At 42.8% G+C, this 24,746-nt stretch carries 19 protein-coding genes, 1 rRNA gene and 1 pseudogene; 8 read left to right on the top strand and 13 right to left on the bottom strand.

Annotated features, from left to right (window positions below; translation table 11 throughout):
• A partial coding sequence (locus tag AACX38_RS16095) for a tyrosine-type recombinase/integrase (protein WP_228864914.1) occupies positions 1 to 864 on the bottom strand: 864 nt, incomplete at its 3' end.
• A 267-nt stretch (positions 865 to 1,131) separates the two neighbouring features.
• On the opposite strand from AACX38_RS16095, the gene AACX38_RS16100 reads away from it, so the two are divergent.
• Positions 1,132 to 2,115 (top strand): quinone oxidoreductase, encoded by a 984-nt coding sequence (locus AACX38_RS16100; RefSeq protein ID WP_228864915.1) that lies wholly within the window; start codon positions 1,132 to 1,134, stop codon positions 2,113 to 2,115.
• Positions 2,116 to 2,136: 21 nt separating this feature from the next.
• Here AACX38_RS16100 and dusA read toward each other — a convergent pair whose 3' ends face one another.
• A complete protein-coding gene (gene dusA / locus AACX38_RS16105) occupies positions 2,137 to 3,174 on the bottom strand; it encodes a tRNA dihydrouridine(20/20a) synthase DusA (protein ID WP_228864916.1) in 1,038 nt (345 codons plus the stop codon).
• Between the two features lie 319 nt (positions 3,175 to 3,493).
• Here dusA and AACX38_RS16110 point away from each other — a divergent pair, with 319 nt between their 5' ends.
• Both AACX38_RS16110 and zur read left to right on the top strand, forming a co-directional pair.
• Complete coding sequence (locus tag AACX38_RS16110; protein WP_228864917.1) at positions 3,494 to 3,907, top strand: DUF2628 domain-containing protein; 414 nt, start codon at positions 3,494 to 3,496, stop codon at positions 3,905 to 3,907.
• Positions 3,908 to 4,146: 239 nt separating this feature from the next.
• The gene (gene zur, locus AACX38_RS16115) at positions 4,147 to 4,611 is read left to right on the top strand and encodes a zinc uptake transcriptional repressor Zur (RefSeq protein WP_228864918.1); all 465 of its coding nucleotides are present in this window, start codon (positions 4,147 to 4,149) and stop codon (positions 4,609 to 4,611) included.
• 139 nt (positions 4,612 to 4,750) lie between these two features.
• On the opposite strand, the gene lexA is transcribed toward zur, so the two are convergent.
• Complete coding sequence (lexA, locus tag AACX38_RS16120; protein WP_099123278.1) at positions 4,751 to 5,368, bottom strand: transcriptional repressor LexA; 618 nt, start codon at positions 5,366 to 5,368, stop codon at positions 4,751 to 4,753.
• A 118-nt stretch (positions 5,369 to 5,486) separates the two neighbouring features.
• Positions 5,487 to 5,858, bottom strand: a complete 372-nt coding sequence (locus AACX38_RS16125; protein ID WP_228864919.1) for a diacylglycerol kinase — start codon at positions 5,856 to 5,858, stop codon at positions 5,487 to 5,489.
• 137 nt (positions 5,859 to 5,995) lie between these two features.
• Here AACX38_RS16125 and plsB point away from each other — a divergent pair, with 137 nt between their 5' ends.
• Positions 5,996 to 8,464 carry a glycerol-3-phosphate 1-O-acyltransferase PlsB gene (gene plsB / locus AACX38_RS16130; protein ID WP_099123280.1) on the top strand — a complete coding sequence of 823 codons (2,469 nt, stop codon included), beginning with the start codon at positions 5,996 to 5,998 and terminating at the stop codon, positions 8,462 to 8,464.
• Positions 8,465 to 8,715: 251 nt separating this feature from the next.
• On the opposite strand, the gene ubiA is transcribed toward plsB, so the two are convergent.
• The 3 genes from ubiA to pgi all read right to left on the bottom strand — a co-directional run bounded on the left by ubiA (position 8,716) and on the right by pgi (position 11,948).
• Positions 8,716 to 9,573 carry a 4-hydroxybenzoate octaprenyltransferase gene (gene ubiA, locus AACX38_RS16135; protein ID WP_228864920.1) on the bottom strand — a complete coding sequence of 286 codons (858 nt, stop codon included), beginning with the start codon at positions 9,571 to 9,573 and terminating at the stop codon, positions 8,716 to 8,718.
• Between the two features lie 35 nt (positions 9,574 to 9,608).
• Entirely contained in the window at positions 9,609 to 10,118 is a 510-nt protein-coding gene (ubiC, locus tag AACX38_RS16140) for a chorismate lyase (RefSeq protein ID WP_099123282.1), read from the bottom strand.
• A 183-nt stretch (positions 10,119 to 10,301) separates the two neighbouring features.
• A complete protein-coding gene (pgi, locus tag AACX38_RS16145) occupies positions 10,302 to 11,948 on the bottom strand; it encodes a glucose-6-phosphate isomerase (protein WP_228864921.1) in 1,647 nt (548 codons plus the stop codon).
• A 261-nt stretch (positions 11,949 to 12,209) separates the two neighbouring features.
• Between pgi and lysC the strand changes: the two genes are divergently transcribed.
• A complete protein-coding gene (lysC, locus tag AACX38_RS16150; RefSeq protein ID WP_228864922.1) occupies positions 12,210 to 13,583 on the top strand; it encodes a lysine-sensitive aspartokinase 3 in 1,374 nt (457 codons plus the stop codon).
• 90 nt (positions 13,584 to 13,673) lie between these two features.
• Here the strand turns inward: lysC and AACX38_RS16155 are convergent, their stop codons facing one another.
• Complete coding sequence (locus AACX38_RS16155) at positions 13,674 to 14,189, bottom strand: GNAT family N-acetyltransferase (protein ID WP_228864923.1); 516 nt, start codon at positions 14,187 to 14,189, stop codon at positions 13,674 to 13,676.
• Positions 14,190 to 14,298: 109 nt separating this feature from the next.
• Between AACX38_RS16155 and iclR the strand changes: the two genes are divergently transcribed.
• The 3 genes from iclR (at position 14,299) to AACX38_RS16170 (ending at position 17,876) form a co-directional block, all read left to right on the top strand.
• A complete protein-coding gene (gene iclR / locus AACX38_RS16160; protein WP_228864924.1) occupies positions 14,299 to 15,129 on the top strand; it encodes a glyoxylate bypass operon transcriptional repressor IclR in 831 nt (276 codons plus the stop codon).
• Between the two features lie 215 nt (positions 15,130 to 15,344).
• Positions 15,345 to 17,186 (top strand): phosphogluconate dehydratase, encoded by a 1,842-nt coding sequence (edd, locus tag AACX38_RS16165; RefSeq protein ID WP_228864925.1) that lies wholly within the window; start codon positions 15,345 to 15,347, stop codon positions 17,184 to 17,186.
• A 48-nt stretch (positions 17,187 to 17,234) separates the two neighbouring features.
• The gene (locus tag AACX38_RS16170) at positions 17,235 to 17,876 is read left to right on the top strand and encodes a bifunctional 4-hydroxy-2-oxoglutarate aldolase/2-dehydro-3-deoxy-phosphogluconate aldolase (protein ID WP_228864926.1); all 642 of its coding nucleotides are present in this window, start codon (positions 17,235 to 17,237) and stop codon (positions 17,874 to 17,876) included.
• A 248-nt stretch (positions 17,877 to 18,124) separates the two neighbouring features.
• Here the strand turns inward: AACX38_RS16170 and aceK are convergent.
• The 5 genes and pseudogenes from aceK to rrf all read right to left on the bottom strand — a co-directional run.
• Positions 18,125 to 19,843: pseudogene (gene aceK, locus AACX38_RS16175) on the bottom strand (bifunctional isocitrate dehydrogenase kinase/phosphatase); the annotation flags it as partial.
• Between the two features lie 202 nt (positions 19,844 to 20,045).
• Positions 20,046 to 21,353 carry an isocitrate lyase gene (gene aceA / locus AACX38_RS16180; protein ID WP_099123289.1) on the bottom strand — a complete coding sequence of 436 codons (1,308 nt, stop codon included), beginning with the start codon at positions 21,351 to 21,353 and terminating at the stop codon, positions 20,046 to 20,048.
• Positions 21,354 to 21,414: 61 nt separating this feature from the next.
• Entirely contained in the window at positions 21,415 to 23,013 is a 1,599-nt protein-coding gene (gene aceB, locus AACX38_RS16185) for a malate synthase A (protein WP_228864927.1), read from the bottom strand.
• Positions 23,014 to 23,317: 304 nt separating this feature from the next.
• On the bottom strand, positions 23,318 to 24,247 hold the full coding sequence (gene metA, locus AACX38_RS16190) for a homoserine O-acetyltransferase MetA (RefSeq protein ID WP_228864928.1): 930 nt from the start codon (positions 24,245 to 24,247) through the stop codon (positions 23,318 to 23,320).
• 187 nt (positions 24,248 to 24,434) lie between these two features.
• Positions 24,435 to 24,550 (bottom strand): 5S ribosomal RNA (rrf, locus tag AACX38_RS16195).
• Between the last annotated feature and the right edge of the window lie 196 nt (positions 24,551 to 24,746).

Consider the following 24,746-nt stretch of genomic DNA (forward strand, 5'->3'; position numbering starts at 1 on the left):
TGGCTTCATATATTCAGGTATTGGACGAATGATTTTCTCACCTGTCTTGCTATTTTCTTTTGGGACAGTCCATAACATAGAATTCAAATTCCATTCTGAACATTTAGATAACCTGATCTCCCGTGTCCGACAGCCAAATACAACCAAAATTTTCAATAAATTATTATAATAAGGTAGGTAAATACCTGTATTTATGGAGTCCCATAATTGACCAAGTTCATGATCGTCTAAATATCGTTGGCCTTTATTTTGTTTTTTTCCAACATCCTGAATAGTTAAATCATCCAATACATGGCTGACTGAATACCTTCTTACCCGGCAAAATTTTAGAGCTTGCTTGCACAATTGAAATACAGAACCAGCAGCCACCGGAGCTTTCTTTTTTATTCTATCAAAGCATTGTAGCCAATATATTGTTTCGCAGTCAGACAATGCCATTTCACCAATATAAGGATAAATATGTTTTTCTAATTGCAGAATAAGGGTATCAATATTGACTCGGTTTTCTTTGCCGTAATGCTCTATCCAATATTCAATAGCGTCTTTCACAGTGACTGGTTTTAATGATTCCTGCATCACTAAGTTAAATTGCAGCTTTGGATCTTTACCAGATGCTAACCAACTACGACATTTATCCCGCGTTTCACGAGCTTGCTTGAGAGGCATATCAGGATAGCGCCCAATGGTAAGGCGGTTTAACTTTTTTCCATCAAGTCGGTACGTAAAAACCCAACTAACTCCACCAGCTTTAGATGCTTTGGCGCTCAACCCCGCACCATCGGCAAAAAATTCAATATTGCCCCTTTCTTTTCCGTACAGGGTTCTAAGTTTTTTGTCACTGAGCTTATTTAGTTCGGCAGCCATGATCGCTAAAAGTATTTATACAATTGTTTATACGTAGTGTGCTGCAAGAGGAGCAAAACGTCAATAAACACTGTAACAACATACAGTTGAATGATTAATTAATTATTTGATATTTATATAAAAATAATAATCATGGACAAACTTCAAAACACAAAGTAAATATATATAGTCTGCAATGATTTCAGATACATTTACGCTGTTTGCAGCGATTTCTTTGCAAACGTGCGAGGCTGTTCCCAATATTTCCAGAATGATAAGAGAGCAACCATGGCAAAACACATCATATTTTCCGCCACCGGCGGCCCAGAAGTACTCAAATATAGTGAATTTACCCCTGTTGACCCTGCGCCTGATGAAGTCCAAGTCGAAAATAAAGCCATCGGAATTAATTATATTGATACTTATGTCCGCAGTGGGCTTTACCCAACAGCAAGTCTTCCCAGTGGGTTAGGCACTGAAGCTGCCGGGATTGCCACAAAAGTTGGCTCGAATGTGTCATACATCAAAATCGGAGATCGTGTGGCATATGCTCAATCCGGTTTGGGTGCATATAGTGAAGTACATAATGTGCCTGCCAGCAAGTTAACTATTCTTCCTGATAGTATTTCATTTGAGCAGGCTGCCGCTTCCCTTTTGAAAGGGTTGACCGTTTATTACCTTTTCTATCAGACACATAAGATTCTTGAAGGTGAAACTTTTCTGTTTCATGCAGCAGCCGGTGGGGTGGGGTTGATTGCCTGCCAGTGGGCAAAAGCATTAGGTGCAAAATTGATTGGCACTGTCGGTTCAGATGAAAAAGCTCTCCTTGCTCAAAATGCAGGCGCGTGGCAGACCATCAATTATAATCGTGAAAATATTGTTGAACGCGTTTTGGAACTTACCAACGGACAAAAAGTTGATGTCGTTTATGATTCCGTCGGTCAGGCTACATGGCTGGATTCACTTGATTCTCTGGCACCAAGAGGGTTGATGGTCAGTTTCGGAAACGCTTCGGGTGCAGTAACCGGTGTAAATGTCGGGCTTCTCAACCAGAAAGGTTCTCTATTCCTTACCCGCCCTTCTATTAACGGTTATATCACTACGCGGGAAGAGTTAGCAGAAGCGAGCAAAACACTATTTGACTTCATTTCCAATGGAAAAATCAAAGTCGATGTGCCAGAAAACCAAAAATTTCCACTAAGCGAGGCAGTCAGGGCACACCAGATACTTGAAAACCGCGCAACTCACGGTTCCAGCTTATTGATCCCGTAATTTCTAAAACACCTGAGCGGATCACATCCGCTCTGTTACCATTCCCAGTGCTTTTTCAACAACCATAATATCCGAACCGGGTTTATGTGCGTTTTCGCTCAGATGACGACGCCATTGGCGCGCGCCGGGAATACCCTGAAAAATGCCCAGAATATGGCGGGTAATGTGGCCTAAATAAGTACCGTTTGACAATTCCTGCTCGATATAAGGATAAAGAGCTTTAATCACATCTACCGTATTCGTTACCTGAGCGTTTTCGTCAAATAATTCACGGTCCACATGCGCCAGAATCGATGGATTCTGATAGGCTTCCCGCCCAACCATCACACCATCAACATATTGCAAATGTTGTTTTGCTTCTTCCAAGGTCTTAATTCCACCATTAATGGAAAGCGTCAGTTGTGGAAAATCCTTTTTCAGTTGATAGACTCGAGGATAATCCAGCGGTGGAATTTCGCGGTTTTCTTTAGGACTCAAACCAGATAACCACGCCTTGCGCGCATGGATGACAAAATTATCACAGGCACTGTTTTGCACAACAATATCAATAAAATCGCACAGAAACGCGTAACTATCCTGTTCATCAATACCGATACGAGTTTTTACTGTTACTGGGATCTCCACCACATCCTGCATTGCTTTGATGCAATCCGCAACCAATGTAGCGTCCCCCATCAAACAGGCACCAAAACGACCATTTTGTACACGATCAGACGGACAACCAACATTCAGATTGATTTCATCGTAACCACGCACCTGCGCGATCTTAGCACACTGCGCCAATGCCTGAGGCTCACTACCGCCCAATTGCAATGCCAATGGGTGCTCCTGCTCGTTATAAGCCAGATAGTTTCCTTTACCGTGAATAATCGCACCTGTAGTGACCATTTCAGTGTAAAGCAAAGCTTCTTTACTTAGCAGGCGATGGAAGTATCGACAATGACGATCCGTCCAATCCAGCATCGGCGCAACGGAGAAGCGGGAAGGTTTGAATTTTCCGCTTTCATTTGGTATTTCAGTGAATTCACTAGATTTTTGTATCTGTATATTTTCGTGCATTTCAGGTTATTTCAAATGTGTTTAAATTAACAACACCTCACACCCTTCCTTCTAAAAAATGGGGAATTGCATGAGATGAGTATAAAATGTGGTCTACTATAGCATAGAAAAATGTTTCCACTCAGAGTGGCACTACATTAGGGAATCATGAGCTTTCAAAGATTGAGAGTTATCGCGGATGAATTTAACTTACCCAAGCAAAAATAACCCAAATAAGGTATTAAAATAAGTAACAATTTACAACTGTAAATAAAATTAGTATTGATAAAGATCAAGCTTGTGTTTTAACATTAGAGTCTTTGATATACAAGGAAAAAAAATGGACGCACCTAAGTACTCTGAGAAGTGGCAAGAACGCTTTGAGTTTTTTGAAAAAAATGGCTCACCAGCCTCCAAAAAAAATCGCGAAGAATATAGAAAATTACATTTTCTTAAAAAAATAAAAATAAACATGAATTTTTTCGCTTTTTTCTTTGGCATAATTTATTTTGTTATTATTGGCTTATGGAAAAAAGGATTAGTTTTATTTGGGCTTGTTTTTGCAACAGGATTTTCTCTAGGCGTTGTCCAATTAATACTGGACATTGAATTTTCAGATAGTATCTATAATGCAATTGGAATAGCATTTGCTGGACTAAATGGAATTGCAGCCAACTATGCCTATTATTTAAAAGAAAAAAAGGGTGATAATAGCTGGAATCCGTTCAAAGGCATATTTTTCGATGATAAATGACCTAAATTAAAACTATTTTCTAGAGATAGTGGTTATAAAATAACCACTACCTCTGCTTTAAAATATAATTTATCTCTTTATACAACCCCATATTTTCAAACTAAGACCAAAAATGTTCGTTTGGTTGCTAAATGACAATAATATCCAGAATTATAACTATCAATTAGGTAGATCCCTGCTCCAAGTTAAAAAACATGGTAATATTAAGCCATTAGCATCGTGTAGGTGTGAGAGGTGTAATGAAAACTACCAATCAAAAAAAATTACTGACGCAGGCTGAGGCAATCTGTCTGTCACGAGGGGTTCGTTTAACACCTCAACGCCTTGAAATTCTGCGCTTGATTTCAGCCCAGCCGGGTGCAATCAGTGCCTATGATTTGCTGGATCTGCTACGTGAAGTTGAGCCACAGGCAAAACCGCCAACTGTTTATCGAGGGTTAGAGTTTTTACTGGAACAGGGTTTTGTTCACAAAATAGAATCTACAAACAGTTATGTGGTGTGTCATCACTTTGAAGAGCCATGCCATACATCAGCAATGTTTCTTTGTGATAATTGTGGCTCTGTTACCGAGCAGGATGCTGAAGATATCGAATCAGCGATACAAAATTTAGCACAGCGTGCAGGGTTTCATTTGCGGCACAGTGTCATAGAAATCCACGGATTATGCTCTTCTTGTCATGACACAAACTCGTGTATGGAGTGAGTTCGAAATTACCTTATCAGGCGGTCATTACTGATGATGAATTCATTAATTTCTACGTCCCCGCATAAGCATGTGCTTCACGGGTACTACGAAAAATGACCGCCCAGAATGGGTAATGTATAATTATCCGCTTTTACAATCAGAACCAATCCCCGTTACGAATCACGCCAACTGCCAGCCCTTCAATGGTGAAATTCTGTTCGCGTAAATCCACAACGATAGGCTTAAACTCAGGATTTTCAGCAATCAGTTCTATCTTGTTTCCTGTTTGTTTGAAACGTTTTACTGTGACTTCATCTTCAATCCGTGCCACGATGACCTGCCCGTTATGAACATCCTGCGTTTTATGCACAGCGAGTAAATCACCATCCATAATACCGATATCCTTCATTGACATACCACGGACACGCAATAGAAAATCAGCATTCGGTTTAAATAATTCCGGATCCACTTTGTAATGGCTTTCAATGTGTTCCTGAGCCAATAGTGGTTCACCTGCAGCCACACGACCAATGAGTGGTAATCCAGCCCCTTCAGCTTCCTCTTCAAGCAGCAAACGGATACCTCTGGAAGCACCAGCGATAATTTCTATCACCCCTTTACGCGCAAGGGCTTTTAAATGCTCTTCTGCGGCGTTAGGTGAACGAAAACCAAGACGTGCGGCAATTTCAGCACGTGTCGGTGGCATACCCGTCTGCGAAATATGGTCACGCACCAAGTTATAAACTTCTTGCTGCCTGGCTGTTAATGCTTTCATTTCGCCCCCTGTTTGTTTATACAGTCTGACTGTGAGTATATACAGCTAAAATTGAATTGGGAACCAGTCAGAATGTAAAAGCCGCTAAATAACGATTTTTGACGAAAAATACACCACATTAACGGGTGAAATACGACCAACTAATTATCACCCAAATAAATAGTGCTAAGATCATGGCTAAAAATACCGCGGCTGAGCCCATATCCTTTGCCCGCCCCGATAGTTCGTGATATTCGCTGCCAATACGGTCTACAACCGCTTCAATAGCGCTATTCAGCATTTCCACAATAAGCACTAACATAACTGAACTAATGAGAAAAAGTCTCTCAAGTATGCCGAAATCAAAGGAGAATGCCACAATAGTTGCTAAAATAGCCAAAACTGCCTCCTGTCGGAATGCAGCCTCATTTTTCCACGCAGCTTTAATACCTTTTACTGAGTACCCAGCCGCTTTAATTATGCGGGTTAAACCTGTTGATTGGTTAGCCATAAAAATTTTCTTCAAGAATCATAATAGTTTTAAGATCATATAACTTTTAGTCTCTATTATTATCTTATTTACACAGATCTCAAAATCCGTTTCTGGTATGCTTGCCGCGCATTGCTAACAAGAGGCTTAAAGCAGTTATGTCAGCTTGGCGTAAAATATATTACAACTTATTGAATTTGCCGATAAAACTTTTAGTTAAAAGTAAACTTATTCCAACGGTTCCTGTTACGGAGCTGAGTCTTGATACGACTCGGCCTATTCTGTATGTGTTACCGTATCATTCAAAGGCCGATTTATTGACTCTGCGTCAACAGTGTCTTGCTCAGGATTTACCTGATCCGCTAGCGCCTTTGGATATTGATGATACACAGCTTCCAAGCTATGTTTTCATTGATGATGGTCCGCGTGTATTCAGTTACTATGCGCCTAAACATGAGTCTGTGAAGATTTTCCATTCTTATCTGGATTTACATCGCAGTAATCCTGATTTAGATATTCAGATGGTGCCTGTTTCTGTGATGTTCGGGCGCTCTCCCGGACGTGAAGGTCAGGAAACCAATACGGCTCCTCAGCTACGTCTGCTTAACGGGATCCAGAAGTTTTTTGCAATCCTGTGGCTTGGGCGAGATAGTTTTGTCCGTTTTTCCGCACCTGTGTCATTACGCAGTATTGCGGATGAACATGGCACAGATACAATTATTGCCAATAAACTCGCCCGCGTTGCACGGATACACTATTCCCGCCAACGTTTGGCCGCTGTCGGGCCACGTTTACCTGCGCGGCAAGATCTGTTCAGGAAGTTACTGGAATCAAAAGCGATTGAAAAAGCGATTGCTGATGAGGCTCGCAGTAAGAAAATTTCGCCAGAAAAAGCGAAACAGAATGCAATCAATATGCTGGAAGAGATTGCCGCTGATTTTTCCTATGAAACTGTTCGCATAACAGACCGTGTATTGAGTTGGACGTGGAACCGTCTCTATCAGGGCATCAATGTCCATAATGGCGAACGTATCCGCCAATTGGCTCAGGATGGTCATGAACTTGTTTATGTTCCATGCCATCGTAGCCATATGGATTATCTGTTGCTGTCTTATGTGCTTTATCATCAGGGTCTGGTTCCACCACATATCGCAGCGGGCATTAACCTGAATTTCTGGCCAGCCGGCCCGATATTCCGCCGTCTTGGTGCGTTCTTTATCCGCCGCACATTTAAAGGCAATAAACTTTATTCAACTATTTTCCGCGAATATCTGGGTGAACTGTTTTCCCGTGGTTATTCTGTTGAATACTTTGTTGAAGGTGGACGCTCGCGAACTGGCCGCTTGCTCGATCCGAAAACAGGTACGCTTTCCATGACATTGCAGGCAATGTTACGTGGTGAATCTCGGCCTATCACAATTGTGCCGATCTATATCGGTTATGAACATGTGATGGAGGTTGCAACTTATGCCAAAGAATTACGCGGTGCAACCAAAGAAAAAGAAGGCTTTTTCCAGATGGTCCGTGGGTTGCGTAAACTGCGTAATCTGGGGCAAGGTTACGTCAATTTTGGTGAACCAATCCCATTAGTACAATATCTGAACCAGCATGTTCCTGAATGGCGTGACGCCATCGATCCAATAGAAGCACAACGTCCGACATGGTTGACCCCAACGGTCAGCAAACTGGCGGATAATATTATGGTGAATATCAATAATGCCGCTGCTGCAAATGCAATTAATTTATGCAGTACAGCCTTATTGTCATCACGTCAGCGAGCACTTACTCGTGAGCAGCTTATTGAGCAATTAGATTGCTATATGCAGCTGATGAGCAATGTTACTTATACAAACGATGTCACTATTCCGGCCAAAACGGCAGAAGAGCTGTTGGATCACGCTTTACGGATGAATAAGTTTGAGGTCGAAAAAGACAGTCTTGGGGATATCATTATCCTGCCTCGTGAAAGCGCGGTACTGATGACCTATTATCGTAACAATATCCAGCACTTGTTGATCCTGCCATCCTTAATCGCCAGTATCGTGATGCATCATCGCCGTATTAGCCGCACTGAACTGCTCAGACAGGTAGAGCTGATTTATCCTCTGCTCAAGCAGGAACTGTTCATGCGTTACAGTAAGGCGGAATTACCTGATGTAGTGAAGACCTTGATTGATGAATTAGTGCGCCAACGCCTGATCTGCAATAAAGAGCAGGAAGTGCTGGTACTCAATCCTGAGCGTATCCGCCCACTACAACTGTTGGCGGCAGGTATCCGGGAAACACTGCAACGCTACGCCATCACACTTTCTTTACTGAATGCCACTCCGGATATCAGCCGTGGTGCACTGGAAAAAGAGAGCCGGATGCTGGCACAGCGTTTGTCAGTGCTGCATGGTATTAATGCACCGGAATTCTTCGATAAAGCCGTGTTCTCCTGTTCTGTTAATACCTTGCGGGAAGAAGGTTATATTCACGATAGTGGCAACATCGTTACCACAAATGCTCAGGCGCTTTATCAGGTATTGAGCGAACTGATGTCTCCCGAAATCCGTCTGACGATTGAAAGTGTCAGTATGCCTCCTGAACACAGTGATCAAGAGTCGACAGATGAAATTCAGGAATAACATACTGTTCTGAAACTTAACTACCACCTACTGAAGTAGGTGGGTTAGCGCACTTCGGTGCCGACGACTGAAAGTCGTCGAACCACGCACCTCGTAAACGCGCATAGGTCAAAACATTAAAGTCAAAGTCACCGTCTAAAGACGGTGGTTTTAACCTGTCATATGGAAAAATAAAATCTGGCAAATAGATAAACGGGCGGCCATAAAATGACCGCCCGTTTTGTTAAACCATTTGCTTTTAAAATACAGGGTTAAAAAACATAGCTGAAAAGAATGCCGAGGAATAAAACAAAGCCAACATAATTATTGTTCATGAATGCCTGAAAACATGGCTCACGACTACGGTCAAAAATCAGTTTTTGCTGATAAATAAAAAGCGCGCCAGCCAGCAATACGGTCCAGTAATACATCCCGCCTAAATTCACCAAACAGCCAACCACAATAAGAATTGCCAGCATGATGAGTTGCAAAATACCAATAATCAGCTTATCAAAACGCCCGAACAAAACAGCTGTCGATTTCACGCCAATTTTCAGATCATCATCACGATCGACCATCGCATATTGGGTATCGTAGATTACTGACCATATGACATTTGCCAGAAATAATAACCAGCATTCTAATGGTAAGGACTCACTTACCGCCGAGAAAGCCATTGGAATTGACCAGCCATAGGCAGCACCTAATACAACCTGTGGCAAGTTACTGACCCGTTTAACGAAAGGATACACACACGCCAGCCCTAATCCGGCAAAGGATAAGGCAATCGTCATTTTGTTCAGCGTCAAAACCAGTGCAAAAGAGATCAGCACGAGTATGCTAAATAAAATTTTGCACTCTTTCTCGCTGATATCACCACTGGGAAGCGGGCGAGACTTTGTCCTTTCAACATGTCCGTCAAATTTCCTGTCGGCAAAATCATTAATACAACACCCTGCTGCCCGCATGAAAAAGACACCCAGAGTGAAGACCAACAGGATATGTAAATTGGGTACACCTTTTGCTGCTATCCATAATGCCCAGTAGGTTGGCCATATTAGTAACAATACGCCAATCGGTTTATCAATACGCATTAAACGGCAATAGGCGCGCCATTTATTTTGCGTCATACTGACCTCCAATCTGTTTCTCCCTTATCTCTTATTTATTTAATTTTATATGCAGGTGATTCTGGCAAAAATATTTCTGTAAGTAATAATGGCTTTTCTGATAAACGCAGTAAAGATCGTCTCGCCCAACGCTGGCCCTGTAACCCTATTTGAATATAATCCCGCGTCAGGTTATTGCCACTAAAAAGGTAGCGCCCAAGTGGAACAGTTCCTAGATCCACCAGCTTTTTATCCGGTCCTGTTAATGTTTCTTTCGGGATCACTGTCCGTCCCAACAGCCACGGAATATTATCACCAAACAGGATAATTTCCCGTAGCCAGTATTTCTCACTTATAGGTAAGTGCTCACTTTCATCACCAAGCTCTTCAGCTGTAATAAAGCATTCCCGAAATGGTGTGACAGTGACATGATGGCAATGCTGTTCAAAACGACGAGTCATTGAACCAACTTCCATCAGCCAGTCCAGAATACTCTCAGGCGTGTTGGCTTCGTCAGTTGAAAGCCAGTGAATAGGAGTAGAAGTTAATATTGTGTCATTTGCCATGTCATTTTCCAATTGCGGAGAATATCAACTTCTCCGACAGCGCAACGAATGGGAAGTGAGGATATCATGTTACAGACCAATAAAATAAAAAGTTGATAACAAATTATGTAGATTGCAAAAAATATCCCCCCAATAAATAGTGTTATTGAGGGGATAGCTGATTATATAAAATGATAAATCAGATTAACGCCATTCTTTGAAACGATTAATCAGCCCGTTTGTAGAGCTGTCATGGCTATTTACGCTTTCTGAATCGTGGAGTTCAGGCAGGATACGGTTTGCCAATTGTTTCCCCAGTTCAACGCCCCACTGGTCAAATGAGAAAATATTCAGGATTGCGCCCTGAGCAAAGATTTTATGCTCATACATGGCAATTAATGCGCCCAGACTAAACGGTGTAATTTCACGTAACAGAATTGAGTTAGTCGGACGGTTGCCTTCAAACACTTTGAATGGCACAACATTTGCCACATCCTGTACATTCTTTCCGGCAGCAACAAATTCGGCTTCTACCTGAGCCTGAGTTTTACCAAAAGCCAGCGCTTCAGTCTGTGCAAAGAAGTTAGATAACAATTTACTGTGATGATCGCCAGTTGGGTTGTGGCTAATTGCCGGCGCAATAAAATCACATGGGATCAGTTTCGTTCCCTGATGGATAAGCTGGTAGAAAGCATGCTGACCATTGGTACCCGGCTCACCCCAGATAATCGGTCCGGTCTGATAATTCACGGGGCTTCCATTACGATCAATATATTTACCGTTTGATTCCATATTTCCCTGCTGGAAGTAAGCAGCAAAACGATGCATATATTGATCATAAGGCAGAATCGCTTCAGTTTCTGCGCCAAAGAAATTGTTATACCAGATGCCAATCAGCGCCAGAATAACCGGAATATTCTGTTCAGGAGCAGTTTGTGCAAAGTGCTTATCCATAGCATGGGCACCATTCAGCAATTGCTCGAAATTATCATATCCAATGGACAGGATAATGGATAAACCAATCGCAGACCAAAGGGAATAACGGCCGCCGACCCAGTCCCAGAACTCAAACATGTTTTGCGGATCAATACCGAACTTGCTGACTTCCTGTTCATTCGTTGAAAGTGCCGCAAAATGTTTGGCAACATGTGCTTCATCAACTGCACTTTGCAAGAACCAATCACGGGCAGAATGTGCGTTAGTCATCGTTTCCTGCGTGGTAAAAGTCTTTGATGCAATCAGAAACAGCGTGGTTTCCGGATCCAGAGACTTCAGCGTTTCCGCGATATGAGTGCCATCCACATTGGATACAAAGTGCATATTAAGGTGGTTCTTATAGGCTTTCAGCGCTTCTGTCACCATATATGGGCCAAGATCTGAACCACCAATGCCGATGTTGACCACATCAGTAATGGCCTTACCGGTATAACCTTTCCACTCCCCACCAATAATGCGCTCACTGAATGATTTCATTTTTGCCAGTACCGCATTGACCTGCGGCATAACATCTTCCCCATCAACCTTAATCGGAGAGTTACTGCGGTTACGCAAAGCAATATGCAATACAGCGCGATCTTCAGTACGGTTAATCTTTTCACCGGAAAACATGCTATGAATAGCCCCGGATAAATCAGTTTCTTTCGCCAGAGCCTGTAATTTATCCAGTGTTTCCGGGGTAATACGGTTTTTGGAATAATCCACCAGAATCTGATCGTCAAACGTGGCAGAGAATGTCGCAAAGCGCGCCTTATCCTGTTCAAACAAATCTCGCAGGTGAGTATCTTTTATCTGCTCAAAATGTTGCTGCAATGCTTTCCAGGCTTCGGTCTGGCTAGGGTTGATGTTTTTCATGAATAATGTTCTCTATCTACTGTAGATAAAAATAGGAATGCACAGGATTGTAACAAGTTAATACTGTGATGGTTCTCCTTTTCCTGTTACTGACTGATATTGGTCAAAATAAGCGATTATTTCCAGTCATAATTACATAGGCAAAAACGATAATCTCACTCTAATCATGAAAAATATTGATGCTTAATTAACAAATATTGACTCATTACCGCTAACCCGATATTTCTAATTGCCTATCTTTAAAACAGAAGGCTATCATCCATGAGTGCAGTATCTTCTCCCTCGTCGCAGTATATTGTTGCAAAATTCGGTGGTACCAGTGTGGCAGACTTTGATGCCATGAATAACTGTGCTGATATTATTCTGGCAAACAGAGATGTTCGCGTCGTCGTTTTATCAGCTTCCGCAGGTATAACCAATTTGCTGGTCACATTAGCTTCCGGCTGTAATAGTGATAAACGGGAGAAGTGCCTGAAACAGATCCGGGACATTCAATACGCCATTATCGGGCGACTGAATGAATCAGATGTGATTAAAGATGAGATTGACCGTCTGCTGGATAACATTGCTACATTGTCAGAAGCGGCTTCGCTCGCCACATCTGACGCCTTGACTGATGAGTTAGTCAGCCACGGTGAAGTCATGTCCACCCTGTTGTTTGTTGAATTATTACGTCAGCGCAATACGGATGTCGAATGGTTTGATATCCGCCGGATAATGCGTACCAATGACCAATTCGGACAGGCAGAGCCTGATACCACCCAGCTCAATATTCTGGCCGAACAACATTTGCAGCCACGCCTGAATAATACAATTGTTATTACTCAGGGTTTTATCGGCAAAGAAGAGAAAGGACGTACAACAACATTAGGGCGTGGCGGCAGTGATTATACCGCCGCATTGCTTGGTGAAGCGCTCGGGCTAAGGCGTGTGGATATCTGGACCGATGTTCCGGGAATTTACACAACAGACCCTCGGGTTGCCCCAACAGCTACTCGTATTGATAAAATTGCTTTTGATGAAGCGGCTGAGATGGCAACATTTGGTGCCAAAATTCTCCACCCGGCAACATTACTGCCTGCCGTTCGCTGTGGTATTCCTGTTTTCGTTGGTTCAAGTAAACAACCACAGGCAGGCGGTACACTCGTTTGCGACAGAACGGCAAACCCGCCCCGCTTCCGGGCACTGGCGCTGCGTCGCAAACAGACTTTATTAACTCTGCACAGCCTGAAAATGCTTCATGCAAGAGGCTTTCTGGCAGAAATTTTTATCCTGCTTTCACGCCATAATATTTCGGTGGATCTGATTACTACCTCAGAAGTCAGCGTTGCGTTAACACTGGATACAACAGGCTCCACCAGCACGAACGGTAGTTTGCTGACTAATGCCCTACTGACAGAGCTTTCAACACTGTGTCGTGTCGAGGTTGAAGAAGATTTGGCACTGGTGGCAATTATCGGCAATAAACTGTCACAGGCCAGAGGATTAGGCAAAGAGATCTTTGGCCCGCTGGAATCTTTCAATATCCGTATGATCAGCTATGGCGCAAGTAGCCATAATGTCTGCCTGCTTGTACCCGGACAAGACGCTGAAGAAGTGGTTCAAACCCTTCATAAAAACTTATTTGAAGAGTAATCAATACACCCGGGTATTCTCATTCCGTTACGATAATAAGAATACTCGCCATGCACATAAATTTCGTTTTCTTCCCGTGAAAATAACTTTTTATTCAAACAATTTTTCCAGCCAGACTGAGCTAATGTACTGACCATTTTTACTTGCATACTCTCTGAAAATACCCACTTCACAAAAACCAAATTTCTTGTGCAGCCCAATTGATGCTTCATTAGGCAGTGCAATACCTGATAGCGCACTATGTACATCTTGTGATGCTAATTCACTAAAGAGATGTTGATAAAGCGCGCTACCTACTCCTGTGTGTTTCATTGATGGTGCCAGATAAATACTGACTTCAACCGTTTTGTTAAATGCCTCTAAAGCTCGATAAGGCTGGGAACATGCAAAGCCCAAAACCGTTTGATCTTCAACTGCGACAAAAAGCTGGTAACGTGAGTCAGGTTGAAATTGTGAGAACCAAAGTTGCTTATTTTCTAATGTCATTGGCTCGGTTTCAAAACGGGCATTCGAGTTTGCAATGTAGTAATTAAAGATATCGACTATCTCAGATAAATGTTTTTGTTTGCCAAATGTGATTTTCAATATACTTTTTCCTTCACTCATCGGATGTGTTTTCCCACCCTTTATCATTCATAATAAGAAAACGAAAACAAATTCCATTTTAACTCTGCTTAGCCTTCCTATAAACAGAGGATAATTTAGAGGGAATCTTATGAATACCGCTATTGCCAATAAACGCCCTAAAAAAACTAAAATGACAGCCGGCGGTGCCGCAGCAGGCGGTCAGGTACAATCTTTAAGCCGAGGCTTATCCCTTTTGGAATTCATTTCTGATTCACAAAGTGGGGTCGCCCTGACTGACCTCGCTATTCAGGCCGGTCTTCCTAATTCGACTACCCACCGTCTTTTGACAACGCTACAACAGCATGGTTTTGTTCGGCAGGTTGGCGATCTGGGACTATGGGTGATTGCATCACATGCGTTTGTTGTCGGCAGCAGTTTTCTGCAAAGCCGCAATCTGATGGTACTGGTTCACCCAATTTTACGCCAGTTGATGGAAGATTCTGGCGAGACTATCAATCTTGCTATTTTCAATATTGATGAATATGAAGCGGTGATTGTCGATCAAGTGCAATGTAACGCACTGATGCGGATGTCCGCGCCTATTGGCGGTCAGTTACCCATGCATGCATCCGGTGCAGGTAAGGCGCTACTTGCGACACTGTCTGAACAAAAATGCCTGCAATTACTGCACAAAAAAGGGTTACACGCCTATACACAGCACACACATACTACCGCTGCCGCCTTAAAAGAGAACCTTGAACAGATCCGTAAGCAGGGTTTTTCACTCGATGATGAAGAACATGCTCTTGGGTTACGCTGTATTGCTGCCTGCATCTATGATGAGCACCATGAAGCGTTTGCCGCTATTTCTATCTCCGGCCCGATATCACGTATCTCTGATGAGCGTGTGACTGAGCTGGGTGCCCTTGTTATGCGGGCAGCGAAAGAGATAAGTCGGGAATATGGCGGTAATAAGTAAAACTTCTGCTAATTTCACTTAAAAAGCAGACTTACTGATTAGCTGTTACGTTTCAGCTTATAAATTGATATAGATCACAGATAAGGTGTGTTGAAGACAAAAGTTGATTGCATCCTTTGTTTATTGCATTAAAAATGTTACCGGTAACAAACAGTGAGAGTATGTGCTAGATACATTCCATATGGTGTAGGAAGCAAGTGCCTGGAGCAATCATCATGACAACACCCCAAAACAGTACGACGATCAATAAAACCGTCGAACGGATCACTCAACGTATCATTGAACGTTCTAAAGAGACGCGTAACCGTTATCTGGCGCATATTGAGTCTGCTCGTTCAAAAACCGTCCATCGCTCTCAACTGGCATGCGGGAATCTGGCTCATGGTTTTGCTGCCTGTCAAAATGACGATAAAGTCGCATTAAAGAATATGGTGCATAACGATATCGCCATTATCACTTCTTACAATGACATGCTCTCCGCTCATAAACCTTATGAAAACTACCCACAAAAATTAAAAGATTCCTTACATGCAGTCGGTGCTGTCGGTCAGGTTGCGGGTGGTGTTCCTGCCATGTGTGATGGTGTAACACAAGGGCAGGATGGAATGGAGTTATCCCTACTCAGCCGTGATGTCATCGCAATGTCCGCGGCTATCGGGCTTTCCCATAATATGTTTGATGGCGCTCTGTATCTGGGGATCTGTGACAAAATTGCACCGGGGCTGGTCATGGCTGCACTGTCATTCGGCCACTTACCTGCTGTTTTTGTTCCCTCAGGGCCGATGACCAGTGGCTTACCGAATAAAGAGAAAGTCCGCATCCGCCAGTTATATGCTGAAGGTAAGGTTGATCGTCTGGCGTTACTGGAAGCAGAAGCAGACTCTTACCACAGTATCGGTACCTGTACTTTCTATGGCACAGCCAATTCCAACCAAATGGTCATGGAAGTAATGGGACTGCATTTACCCGGAGCTTCTTTTGTCCATCCGGATACGCCATTACGTGATGCCTTAAACGATGCCGCTGCACGCCAGATCACTCGTCTGACTGAAAATTCAGGTAATTATCTCCCTCTGGGACAAATGGTTAATGAGAAAGTGATCGTCAATGGCATTATTGCACTGCTGGCAACCGGTGGTTCAACAAACTTGACCATGCACTTGATCGCAATGGCAAACGCAGCCGGAATTATCATTAACTGGGATGATTTTTCTGAACTATCAGATGTCATCCCGTTGTTATGCCGTATTTACCCCAACGGGCCTGCGGATATCAACCAATTTCAGGCTGCCGGTGGTGTGGCTCTGGTTGTTCGGGAGTTACTGAAAAAAGGCTTACTTCATCAAGATGTTAATACCATCGCTGGATTCGGTCTGGAACGTTATACTCAGGAACCCTGGCTGAATGAAGGTCAACTGGCATGGCGTGAAGGCACTCACACATCACTGGATAAAGAAGTTATTGCCTGTATTGAAAAACCGTTCAAACATCATGGCGGTACAAAAGTCATGACCGGAAATATTGGTCGTGCTGTTATGAAAACTTCGGCAGTACCAGCCAACAATCTCGTTATTGAAGCTCCAGCCGTTGTTTTTAATAGTCAGCACGATATCGCCCCTGCTTTTGAAGCTGGAAAATTAAATCGTGATTGTATCGTCGTCGTTCGCTATCAGGGACCACAGGCAAATGGTATGCCTGAATTACATAAATTAATGCCACCATTGGGGGTACTGATGGATCGTGGTTTTAAAGTTGCTTTAGTGACGGATGGGCGTCTGTCCGGCGCATCCGGTAAAGTACCTTCCGCCATTCATGTTACACCGGAAGCCCATGCTGGCGGAGTGCTGGCCAAAATACAGGATGGAGACTTAATCCGTATTGATGGCCACACTGGTGAACTTACGTTGCTGCTTGATGAGCTGGAATTAGCACAAAGAGTACCTTATCAAGCCGATTTAAGCACAGGGCATACCGGTTGTGGCCGTGAACTATTTGGTGCTTTGCGTACCCAGCTTTCCGGTGCAGAGCAAGGTGCATGTTCCATTACATTTTTATAACCGGGGATTTTAAATCCCTTGTATCGGATTCGATGAGAGAAATTGCTAATGAATAATTGGAAAACAACAGCAGAAAGCATCCTGACTGATGGCCCTGTCGTCCCTGTTATCGTAATCAATGAAATTGAACATGCCGTACCATTGGCGAAAGCGTTGGTGGCAGGCGGAATAAGGGTATTAGAAGTCACGCTGAGAACAGCATGCGCGCTGGAAGCAATTCGTCTCATTGCCAGAGAAGTTCCTGAAGCCATTATTGGTGCTGGAACGGTGATTAACCCCGAACAACTTTCTGCCGTCACTGAGGCCGGAGCGCAGTTTGCCATTAGCCCTGGGTTAACTGATGAGTTGTTAAAAGCTGCGACTGCTGGCTCAATTCCTCTTATTCCGGGCATCTCCACTGTCTCTGAGCTAATGCTGGGTATGAGCTATGGCTTAAATTGTTTCAAATTCTTCCCTGCGGAAGCAAATGGCGGCGTGAAAGCGCTGAAAGCTATTGCTGGCCCATTCCCACAGGTGCGTTTCTGCCCGACAGGAGGAATCTCTCCTGATAATTACCGTGATTATCTGGCACTGAATAGTGTCCTATGTATCGGTGGATCTTGGCTGGTACCAAATGATGCATTGAAAAAAGGTGATTATGCGCATATTACGGAACTGGCTCATAATGCAATAACAGGCGCTAAAGCATAATTTAGCCGGATCATTTTTGAAATTGCGGAAATTCTATTATTTCAGTAGAGCTACTTGTTAGAGTTTCCGCTTTCATAAACCCAGCGTTTTTTAGTCAAATAATGAAGAAAGCCAGTTAAATCCTTTTACCATGCCACCTTATATTAAGAGTGAATATCGCGGTTAGGAGAAGCTAGTACCACAACATTATTCTCTTCATCCAATAATTCTGAATATTTCGTTATACCCTGCTCTTCAGCTTTGTTCTCATTACGCTGACTGAATCTCTGCCTGAGACGGTAAGCAAAAACATCCTCTACATGCCCTTTTCTTATCCGTTCTTGCAACGCTCGCCAATAATCTGCTTTAAAAAGATCACTGTGAAATTCTTCAAAATATTTACGAATGCGCTTATCGCTACATAAAAAATGCCGGAACTCTTCCGGAAAAACGTCATTGGGCGCTACGCTGTACCACGGCTCACTGGCAAGTTCATCTTCCGGATAACGCGCTGGAGGAATATCCCTAAAATTCACTTCGGTCATATAACAAATTTCGTCATAATCATAGAAAATCACCCTTCCGTGTCGTGTAACCCCAAAATTCTTGAATAACATGTCTCCCGGAAAAATATTCGCTGCCGCAAGCTGTTTAATTGCATTCCCATATTCTTCAACAGCATCTTTCAGACGATCTTCATCTACCTGCTCCATATAGATATTCAGCGGGAGCATCCTGCGTTCCATATAAAGATGTTTTATCAGGATTTTGTCACCTAAATCTTCCAGCTTTTCAGGGATCTCTTTCTGTATTTCCTCCATTAACTCGGGGCTAATATGGCGTTTATCGATGACGAAATTCTCAAATTCCTGTGTATCAGCCATTCTCCCGACCCGATCATGCTCCTTGACCAACCGGTAACACTCCTGAACCCTCTCCTGAGAAACTTCTTTCTGCGGCGCAAACTTATCTTTTATCACCTTAAATACACGGTCAAAAGAAGGAGACGTGAAAACCAGCATCACCATCCCTTTCACCCCCGGAGCAATGGTAAATTGTTCCTGAGAGGAATTAATAAATGTCAGATATTCACGGTAATACTCTGTTTTTCCATGCTTTTGGCAGCCAATGGCCATATAAAGCTCGGCTGTCGATTTAACGGGCAAAATTTCACGTAACCATTCAACCATAGCTGCCGGTAAAGGGGCATAAATCATAAAATAAGAGCGGGCAAAACCAAAAACGACACTGGCGTCATCATGGTTCGTCAGACAGGTATCAATAAAAATTTGGCCTGATTCATTATGATGAATCGGCAATAAAAATGGATAAACTTCTGTGCCCAGCCTTATTTTTCCTACCAGCCAAGCAGCTTTATTGCGATAAAAGAGTTCGTTAGCAATCTGAAATGTCGCCTGTAGTAAATCATATCCGGGAAATGTGTTTTGTAAGTAGCGAGTGAGGTAACTGATATCTCTGTCTAAATTTTCCCATTCCAGGCGCAATGGTAAATCTTTTAAAATAGCCCATAGCATAGATTCAAGACCGGCATCAGGAAAAAAATCCCGCGATAATGGGCGTGGAATATGGCGGAAACGACGTGGTGGCTGGGAAGAAAAGATAAATAAATTTTCCTGCTTCAAATTACGATGCTGAAATAATCGGCAATAAACGGAATTAAAAAAACTTTCTGCAATTTCAAAACGTGGGTAATCCGGCAGTAGGCGGGTATAAACCACTTTCACTTTGGCAATGTACTCCTGATCGTACAACCGTGAACCACGAATACATTTCAACTGTTCAACCACTAAGCCTACATGATGATCGTAAAGATTGATCCTTTTCTTCATGGCCTGCTGCACTGCGTGCCAGTCTGCCTGCTCAAAACGCTGTTGTGCGCCAGACGTTACTTCCAGAAATCTGCCGTATTGCGCATCAAACCCCTGAAGAATAGTTTGTGCAATTAAGTGAGCTAAATCTGTTTCCATGTCTGCCACCTTAATCTGACGCGTAAAGGGGAATTCCTGACGGAATCCCCCAAGGTGATATCTACACTTCGTCTTTCAAGCTGCCTCTTTGTTGGCTACGTTTGCTCACCCCTGTCACATAGTTATCTATGCTCCCGGGGATTCACTCTCTTGCCGCCGCGATACACCTTGAAATCCATTGTGTATCAATGCAATACAAAAATCAGAATTGCTGCTCTTCGGTTGACCCTGTCAGAGCGGTAACAGAGGAGGTTCCCCCCTGTATTATCGTGGTTACTTTATCAAAGTAACCCGTGCCCACTTCCTGTTGATGCGAGGAGAAAGTGTAGCCACGCTCCAGTGAGGAAAACTCACGCTCCTGAACCTTCTCTACGTAGTGTTTCATGCCTTCGCCACGTGCATAGTCATACGCCAGATCAAACATGTTGAACCACATACTATGAATACCAGCCAAAGTAATAAACTGGAATTTATACCCAAGCTCAGAAAGCTGCTCCTGGAAACTGGCAATCGTTTTATCATCCAGATTCTTTTTCCAGTTAAAAGATGGAGAACAGTTATAGGCTAGTAACTTCCCTGGATACTCAGCATGAATTGCTTCTGCAAAACGACGGGCTGCTTCAATGTCTGGTGTCGATGTTTCACACCAGACAACATCAGCATATGGCGCATAAGCCAGCCCACGACTGATAGCCTGATCAATCCCTGCACGTGTGCAGAAGAAACCTTCACAGGTTCGCTTGCCAGTCAAAAACTCGCTGTCATAGGGATCGCAATCCGATGTCAGCAGATCGGCTGCATCGGCATCAGTACGAGCAATAAGAAGAGTGGGTACGCCTGATACGTCTGCAGCTAAGCGAGCAGCCACTAATTTCTGGATAGCTTCCTGAGTTGGTACCAGTACTTTGCCTCCCATATGCCCACATTTCTTCACTGCAGCTAACTGATCTTCAAAATGGACAGCGGCGGCTCCGGCTTCGATCATCGCTTTCATAAGTTCAAACGCATTCAGGACGCCACCAAATCCTGCTTCTGCGTCCGCCACAATCGGCAGGAAATAATCGGTGTATTCGACGCTATCAGGGCCAATGCCATTCGCCCATTGGATCTGATCTGCGCGGCGAAAACTATTATTGATACGCTTAATGACATTTGGTACGGAATCGACTGGATAGAGTGATTGGTCAGGGTACATACTGGAAGCTGTGTTGGCATCAGCTGCAACCTGCCAGCCAGAAAGATAAACAGCTTCAATTCCGGCTTTAGCCTGCTGAAGTGCCTGCCCACCCGTCAGCGCACCTAGCGCGTTTACATAACCTTTTTTGGATTTTCCATTCAACAATTCCCATAACTTTTTCGCTCCCATTTGAGCCAAAGTATGTTCAGGATTGACTGAGCCACGTAATTTAATAACATCTTCAGCTCTGTATGGTCGATTAATGCCTTCCCAGCGTGCTTTTTTCCATTCTTGCTCTAATTGAGTGATTTGTTGTGCTCGAGAAACGGTCATGATCCTATACTTCCTATTCTGAATTAATTGAATATTAATTAGTGATTGGATGTTGTTTAAATCAGTCGAGTAATTGATAGCCCGGCAAAGTCAGGAAATCGACTAGTTCGTCTTGTGTGGTGATCCGTTTCATCAGCTCAGAAGCCTCTGTAAACCTTCCTTCGTTAAAACGTACCTCACCAACTTCTTGTTTAATGACTGCCAATTCTTCTTTTAGCATCTGGTTGAACAACTCTTTAGTCACTTTTTGACCGTTGGTCAACGATTTTTCATGATGGATCCATTGCCAGATAGAGGTACGGGAAATTTCTGCTGTAGCAGCGTCTTCCATCAAGCCATAGATCGGCACACATCCATTCCCTGAAATCCATGCTTCTATGTACTGGACTGCAACTCGGATATTTGCCCGCATGCCATCTTCGGTTCTTTCGCCCATACTTGGTTCAAGCAATTGTTCAGCAGTGATCTCACCATCCTCTTCGCGGGAAACCATCAGTTGATTTGGTCGTTCACCCAGTTTTGAACTAAATACTTCCATCGCTATATCGGCAAGACCGGGATGGGCAATCCATGTACCGTCATGACCATTATTAGCTTCCAGCTCTTTATCGGCTCTGACTTTATCCAGCACTATCTGATTTTGCTCAGGAGCTTTACTCGGTATAAATGCTGACATACCGCCCATCGCAAAAGCCCCTCGTCTATGGCAGGTTTTAATCAATAAACGGGAATAAGCACTCAGGAAAGGTTGTGTCATAGTGACTGACTGTCGGTCTGGTAAGACGCGATCTGCATGATTCTTCAGTGTTTTGATATAACTGAAAATATAATCCCAACGACCACAATTCAGACCAACAATGTGATGACGCAGGTGATAAAGGATTTCATCCATTTGGAAAACAGCTGGCAATGTTTCAATCAGAACAGTCGCTTTAATCGTGCCTTTTGGCAAATTGAAACGCTCTTCCGTAAAACTGAAAACATCACTCCACCATTGTGCTTCATGATAGCTCTGGATCTTAGGTAAATAGAAGTAAGGACCACTCCCTTTCGCCAGCAACTGTTTATAATTCAAATAAAAATAAAGTGAAAAATCAAATAACCCACCAGAAATTGGTTCATTTTTATAAAGAATATGCTTTTCTGACAGATGTAATCCCCTGACACGAGCAATCAATACAGCAGGGTCCGATTTTAATTCATAACGTTTGCCTTGCTCATTGGTATAAGAAATAGTCCCATTAACTGCATCCCGCAGGTTAATTTGACCATCAATAACCTTATCCCAGCTTGGTGCCAGAGAATCTTCAAAGTCTGCCATAAATACTTTAACGTTAGCATTCAGGGCATTGATAACCATTTTCCGCTCTACAGGCCCGGTGATCTCAACCCGACGATCTTTTAGATCGTCTGGAATTCCCTGAATTTTCCAATCACCTTCTCTAATGGAATATGTTTCCGAAATAAATTCTGGTAATTGCCCATTATCTATTTTCTTCTGCCAATTTATCCGATCTTCTAGTAATTTTTTGCGTCTGTCAGCAAATCTGACGACTAAATCTTCTAAAAAATGAATAGATTCAGATGATAAAACCTTCTTCTCAGCATCAGAAAAAGGTTTTATAAAGGTTAATTCTGTTGCCAATACTTGCTGCGTCATCCCCTATTCCTCACCTTAAAGTGTCCACTCAGGTAAGAATAATCAATATAAAAAATAAATCAAAAACGGTTTCCATTATTTTTATACATTAAATTATTAATAATAAAATCAAACAATTAATAGAGAGATAGGCATATACAAACTGGGAATTAATTTCCAAAATAGAAAAACAAAAACTGTTAAGTTTTTGTTATATATAGAGAATAGGAAAAACAGATAATTTATAGAAAATAAATAAAAAATTAAAAAATGAGAAATGACTCGCTTCAGTTAATTCTCATTTTTAAAGATGTTTATAAGAAGTTTAATCTAAGGAAGGGTTCATGTAGGTCAAATCGTATGGAGTGATCTGATATACATAATAATTGAGCCAATTTGAAAATAGCAAATGCCCATGGCTACGCCATGTAGCAACCGGCTTATTTTCTGGATCATTATCCGGGAAGTAGTTGACGGGTAATACAGGTTCTAAACCAGCCGTCCGATCACGCTGATATTCAGCAGCTAGTGTGCCAACATCATATTCTGGATGCCCAGTTACGAATACCAGTCTTTTATCCTTACTGGCAAGTAAATAGGTACCAGCTTCTTCTGAACTAGCCAAAATATCCAGATCCGTATATTGGCGAATAGCTGACTCAGGAAAATCAGCAAAGCGTGAATGCGGCGCCCAAAATGATTCATCAAATCCTCTGGTCAATAATGCCAATGGTTCCAGAATAGTGTGAGAGTAAACACCTGATAGTTTCGTTTTTCGCGTATATTTAGGCAGGTTATAAAGAATATTTAAAGCCGCCTGAACAGCCCAACAAACAAAAAGTGTTGAAGTAACGTGCTCTCTGGCCCAAGAGATAACGGTTTCAATTTCCTCCCAATACGTAACATCCTCAAATTTTACTAATCCTAAAGGGGCACCGGTTACGATTAATCCATCAAAATTCTGATCTTTTATTGATTCAAAGTCGCAATAAAAATTATCCAAATGCTCCGCTGGTGTGTTTCTACATCGGCGACTGTCAATACGGAGTAATTGAATATCAATCTGTAACGGTGAATTAGAAAGTAACCTGATAAACTGATTTTCCGTTTCTATCTTCTTTGGCATTAGATTTAGTAACAATACCTTCATGGGACGGATGTCCTGAACACTGGCTCTCGTCGATGTCATAACAAAGATATTTTCATTGCGAAGAAAATTAACTGCTGGCAGTTCATCAGGTACACGAATCGGCATTGTTTAAAACCTCAATCATTCCACATAATTTAGCCTTCTAGACAGCCAAAATTTAACCTTAAAATGGGAGGAATGTCGAGTTTTTGTACGCAAATTGAAATTATTTCATTCTATGAAATAAAAATGGAGATAAAAAACAAACGCAAAAAAGCCATCCGGTGAAGGATGGCTTCTCTGACAAAGTGATGTCTGGCAGTGTCCTACTCTCACATGGGGAAACCCCACACTACCATCGGCGCTACGGCGTTTCACTGCTGAGTTCGGCATGGGGTCAGGTGGGACCACCGCGCTATTGCCGCCAGACAAATCCTGTTTTCAATCCCGAACAAGCTGTGTAACCGACTACTTTCTGTTTTCCGGTCATTCTTCATCTGAAACTGCGTCTTTACTCTCAATCCCCGCAAAACACCTTCGGTGTTGTCAGGTTAAGCCGCACGGTTCATTAGTACTGGTTAGCTCAACGTCTCGCAACGCTTACACACCCAGCCTATCTACGTCC

Origin of the sequence: Xenorhabdus sp. PB30.3, from assembly GCF_963895965.1 — a bacterium.
In the GTDB taxonomy this organism is placed as follows: Bacteria; Pseudomonadota; Gammaproteobacteria; order Enterobacterales; family Enterobacteriaceae; genus Xenorhabdus; species Xenorhabdus stockiae.